Source organism: Acerihabitans arboris, assembly GCF_010131535.1.
Lineage (GTDB): Bacteria > Pseudomonadota > Gammaproteobacteria > Enterobacterales > Enterobacteriaceae > Acerihabitans > Acerihabitans arboris.
The window spans coordinates 1-3,861 of the sequence record NZ_WUBS01000041.1 but is presented as its reverse complement, the minus strand read 5'-3'; the positions used below and the strand labels follow the sequence as shown (position 1 = coordinate 3,861).

Genomic DNA, 3,861 nt, shown 5'->3' with positions numbered 1-3,861 from the left:
GATTTTTGGCCAGTTCGTTAGCCAGAGCTTGCAACTGCTTTTCGTCCATAAATTAACCTGTTTTTGATGTTGGATTGAAGATATCAAAATCAGGCAATTACACAAATCTATGTACAGGCTCCGGCTACCTGCTGGGCCAGCACCGGGTCGTCGATACGCGTGCTGTCAATTTCCATACGCATTTGCCGCAGGTCCGTGCCGCAGGGGATGGCGGCCACTGCCGCGTTGGTTACGGCTTTGGAGATGGCATGCATGAAGAACCACCAGACCGGGACTTTCGCGCTCTGGTTGTTGAGCGTGGTAAAGGATTTCTCCCAACCGGTCTCCGAGGGAAGCGGTACACTGACCTGGCATTGCGTGGAACGAGTGGTGTCGAATTTGATGGTGGACAGATCGACATCGATATATGGCACACAACCAAACAAAATGACAACGATCGCCATCCAGATACGGTTCTCAATGCGCATCGAGGACAGCACGCCTTTATTGCCCTCGTCCGCCCCTTCGGTTCGCGCCCGCAGCCATTCCTGGATGAAAATCCCGGCCAGGGGCAGGGCGAACAAGCCGCTGGCAACCAGGATGTTCCAGACGCCGTTGTTGACCAGCCAGGCGACCAGCGTCAGGTAGTATTCCAGATAGTCGGTGGTCTGCAAGGTCATCACCGTCTCCTATACTACGTGCAGCCACTGGCTGGCTTCGGAGAACACGATGGCGCCCACGCTCAGGACCTCCAGGGTCCGCAGCGCCCGCGCCGAGTCCGGGTCGCGCCGGCGCCGCCGCCGCCGCGCCCAGGGCCAGGCGGCCAGCAGCGCTGCATATAGGCACAGGCGCCAGACGAAGAAATGCGGGGCGTGGGCATCGAACCACTGCTGCCAGCCGGCGATGCCGCCGCACAGGTAGATACCCAGCAGGTTGGCCGCCAGCGCGGCCACGAACAGCAGCACCAGGCTTCCCACTATCAGCAGCAATGGCCAGCGCTGGGCGCGCGTTTCAGGACTGAGGGATGGCATCGGCGCCTCCACATCGGATGTGCATTCTCCGAGTTCAGCGCAGAGGCGGTGCAAAGGCGACCAAGAATGCGAAAACGCCGGTACCCCGATAGTTTCGTGGGGACGTGTCCGCTTGAGAAGATGACATATTTGAGGTAATTTTGAATCAATAAAGATGATATCGCTTGCGAGGGTTTGCCATGCGTACCACGGTCACCATCGACGATGCCCTTTATGAACAGGCGCTGGAAATGGCCGATTCCGAAATGGACAAGGCCGACCTCTTCCGCGAAGCCATCCGCACCTTTGTGCGGGTGCAGGCCGCTAAGCGTCTGGCCGCCTTGGGCGGTAGCGCGCCGACTATGTCAGACGTGCCGCGCCGTCGTCAAGAATCGAGCCGCCGATGCCCGTTGTTCAGGACGTGTTGGTCGATACCAGTGTCTGGGTTGAGCATATTCGCCAAAAAAAATGCCGAACTGGTTGATTTGATGATGCAGGATAGGGTGCTTATTCACTCGTTTGTACTGACGGAATTAGCGTGCGGTACTCCCCCTGCGCCCCGCGGGAGAACGCTGGGCTATCTAGCTCTGCTACGTACCTGTCATTCTGCCAACCAGACCGAGGTTAGGAGCTTGATTGAGCAGGAGGGCCTTTATGGTCAAGGTTGCGGCCTGGTGGATATGACCCTACTGGCCTCCACCATGATCACCCCCAATGCTCGGTTGTGGACTTTGGACAGGCGTTTGGCCACGCTGGCCAAACGCCTGGGCATAAATTGGCCCACGAACGCACGCTAAGCACTCACATTTCAGGGAAAACTTAAAGTTCATAGGGTATTCCCCCATTTTAAATTTATTAGTTTTCAGAGATTTTATCCGACTAGCCTTTCAGTCCTGGACGTTATAGTGATTTCAACCCATGCCATGCATGCTACTGTCCTCATTTCACTACCGATAAACCTGACTCCTCAAGGGTTGCCTACCTAACCGCACTTTGGATATCCTCTCTCATGACACCAGTGAGACGATGGGTATCATGAAAACCGCCACGGAATATCAACCCTCCCATAAATAATTATCGGTCGACGGTGGGACATGATTTTATAAAAACGAGTTTACTTTACTGTCCATGCTTCGGAAAAATGACTATTTTCAAATAATTCCGTTAATCCCGTAATTTGCTTGAGCCTAAGCACTTCATCAGCATCCATACCCAATTCCTTAGCTATTTTCTCATCCTTCCAACCTAATCGCGCCAGGTCCCTGACGATATCTGACATGGCCATGATTTGATGTTTCCCACGGGCGCGGTTATGGCGAATGGTGGCCGCGATGCGATCGGTTTTTCCTGACTGGCTGTTTCTGATACAGGTAACGGGGAGATAATTTTTTAAACGGCTGCGAAGGATCTTTTTTTCCTTTCCCAACAAACTGCGGTGAAACCCATCTACCACAATATAGCTCTCCTTTTCTTGGCAAACCACCACGGGTTGGGTATAGCCGTCCTTATCCAGGGAGGTAAGCAGTAATCTTTTTTCGGCAGGTGCCATCGTGTTGGGGTTATAATCATTTGCCAGTATGTTCTCAGCTTTTATCCAGAGTACACAGTCCACCGGTTCTTCTCGGAAAGGGCTTAGCTCATGTAAAATTTTTTTTAGTGAATTGATGGCTGTGATCTGCTCGTCAAATGTCATAGCGCTGAGAGCTTCAGAAATGGGCTTAAATAATTCCTCGATATTCATAAAATTCTCCACTCTTTACGTTTCTCCTGCATGCGATGCAGATACTTTTCGTAATGGTGAGCCTTATTTGGGCTGAATGATAACGTATGACACCAAAAATCATTACGGATAAGTGTTTTGCAAATACGTCGCCAGGAGGGAATATCTCTTGCGCCCAAATCCTTGTCCTGCTCGTCGGGGATATCAACAGGGAAACCCCGACCTTGATACCATTTTAAATAAATGGCGATTTTATTACGATAATGTTCAGCTGTTTTCAATGGCATGCTGTCTAATAAGAATAGGGTGTAGCTTTTCCAACTGTGATGGGCCGGTTTGGTAATTTTTCGATTGCCATAGAAATTCCCGGTTTGGTTGGCATACAGTGCGCCGGAATGTGCCCCAGCCACCCGCCGGCACGCTTTTTCCCATGTTTCAGCCTCAAGCACATGATAAAGCCATAATCCCTTGCGTTGTTCGGGGCCGAAGGGTTCGCAAATGCGCATCGAACTCAGCGGCACGCCGGCCTGGTACATAAGGTCATAAAGTGGATTATAAATACGTCTGAATTTGGCAAAAAAGAGCCAAATGTCATTCACTTTCCAGTCATAAATAGGATAGGCATTATAAACAAAACCTTCTAATGAGGCCGTGGTCCAGGGTTTATCATCTGCGTAGCGGAGTTTAGAATAAGAGCTGATCGCGGCAAAGCGATTAAGCGATTCATCGGTACGTATACCGATTAAAATCGCCGCACTCTTTTTTTGCGCGAACCAACTGGCAAAAGCGGGTACAAATTCTTCAAAGGTCATGGCTTGCCGGTAAAAAGGGAAAAAAGCAGGGTCGGTGATCGCATCGGAAGGAGGTTGACGTACCCAGTCAGTGTCCGGTTGCCATGCCACCCATTCGGGCTGATATTGTGAGACCCCATTCACGGTAGTCATCGGAAGAGCCACCCAATAAAAGTGGTCGATACAATCATCATACAAGGCTTTCATTCTCTGTACGTGATTGATAGTAAGCGTAAATGTAAGCGTCAACTCTGGGCCGTATTGACGCTTATTCAACAGGGATTTTGAGGTTCCACGGCAGGAGATCTTTGATCTTATTGATGGGATGATCCGCGATAATCGCCAGCACATGGCGTAGGTA

Annotated in this window: 5 protein-coding genes and 1 pseudogene; 1 reads left to right on the top strand and 5 read right to left on the bottom strand. The window is 51.0% G+C overall.

The genetic code is table 11. From position 1 onward, the window contains the following. Positions 1–107: 107 nt before the first annotated feature. Positions 108–659, bottom strand: a complete 552-nt coding sequence (locus GRH90_RS25735; protein ID WP_446678253.1) for a conjugal transfer protein TraG N-terminal domain-containing protein — start codon at positions 657–659, stop codon at positions 108–110. Between the two features lie 9 nt (positions 660–668). Then, complete coding sequence (locus GRH90_RS25730) at positions 669–1,010, bottom strand: hypothetical protein (RefSeq protein ID WP_162368799.1); 342 nt, start codon at positions 1,008–1,010, stop codon at positions 669–671. A gap of 179 nt (positions 1,011–1,189) precedes the next feature. Between GRH90_RS25730 and GRH90_RS25720 the strand changes: the two genes are divergently transcribed. After that, positions 1,190–1,786 carry a hypothetical protein gene (locus tag GRH90_RS25720; protein WP_312857224.1) on the top strand — a complete coding sequence of 199 codons (597 nt, stop codon included), beginning with the start codon at positions 1,190–1,192 and terminating at the stop codon, positions 1,784–1,786. Positions 1,787–2,103: 317 nt separating this feature from the next. On the opposite strand, the gene GRH90_RS25715 is transcribed toward GRH90_RS25720, so the two are convergent. The 3 genes and pseudogenes from GRH90_RS25715 to GRH90_RS26795 form a co-directional block, all read right to left on the bottom strand. Beyond that, the gene (locus GRH90_RS25715) at positions 2,104–2,730 is read right to left on the bottom strand and encodes an IbrB-like domain-containing protein (protein ID WP_162368798.1); all 627 of its coding nucleotides are present in this window, start codon (positions 2,728–2,730) and stop codon (positions 2,104–2,106) included. Next, a pseudogene (locus tag GRH90_RS25710) lies at positions 2,727–3,737 on the bottom strand (DUF3440 domain-containing protein); the annotation flags it as partial. The gene GRH90_RS25715 and the pseudogene GRH90_RS25710, both read right to left, overlap by 4 nt. Positions 3,738–3,768: 31 nt before the next feature. Continuing rightward, positions 3,769–3,861 (bottom strand): transposase domain-containing protein (locus tag GRH90_RS26795; RefSeq protein WP_162368532.1); only part of this gene is annotated, 93 nt, incomplete at its 5' end.

Coding starts and splice junctions, on each gene's coding strand:
- GRH90_RS25735 (WP_446678253.1), bottom strand. CDS start 659: ATGACCTTGCAGACCACCGACTATCTGGAATACTACCTGACGCTGGTC.
- GRH90_RS25730 (WP_162368799.1), bottom strand. CDS start 1,010: ATGCCATCCCTCAGTCCTGAAACGCGCGCCCAGCGCTGGCCATTGCTG.
- GRH90_RS25720 (WP_312857224.1), top strand. CDS start 1,190: ATGCGTACCACGGTCACCATCGACGATGCCCTTTATGAACAGGCGCTG.
- GRH90_RS25715 (WP_162368798.1), bottom strand. CDS start 2,730: ATGAATATCGAGGAATTATTTAAGCCCATTTCTGAAGCTCTCAGCGCT.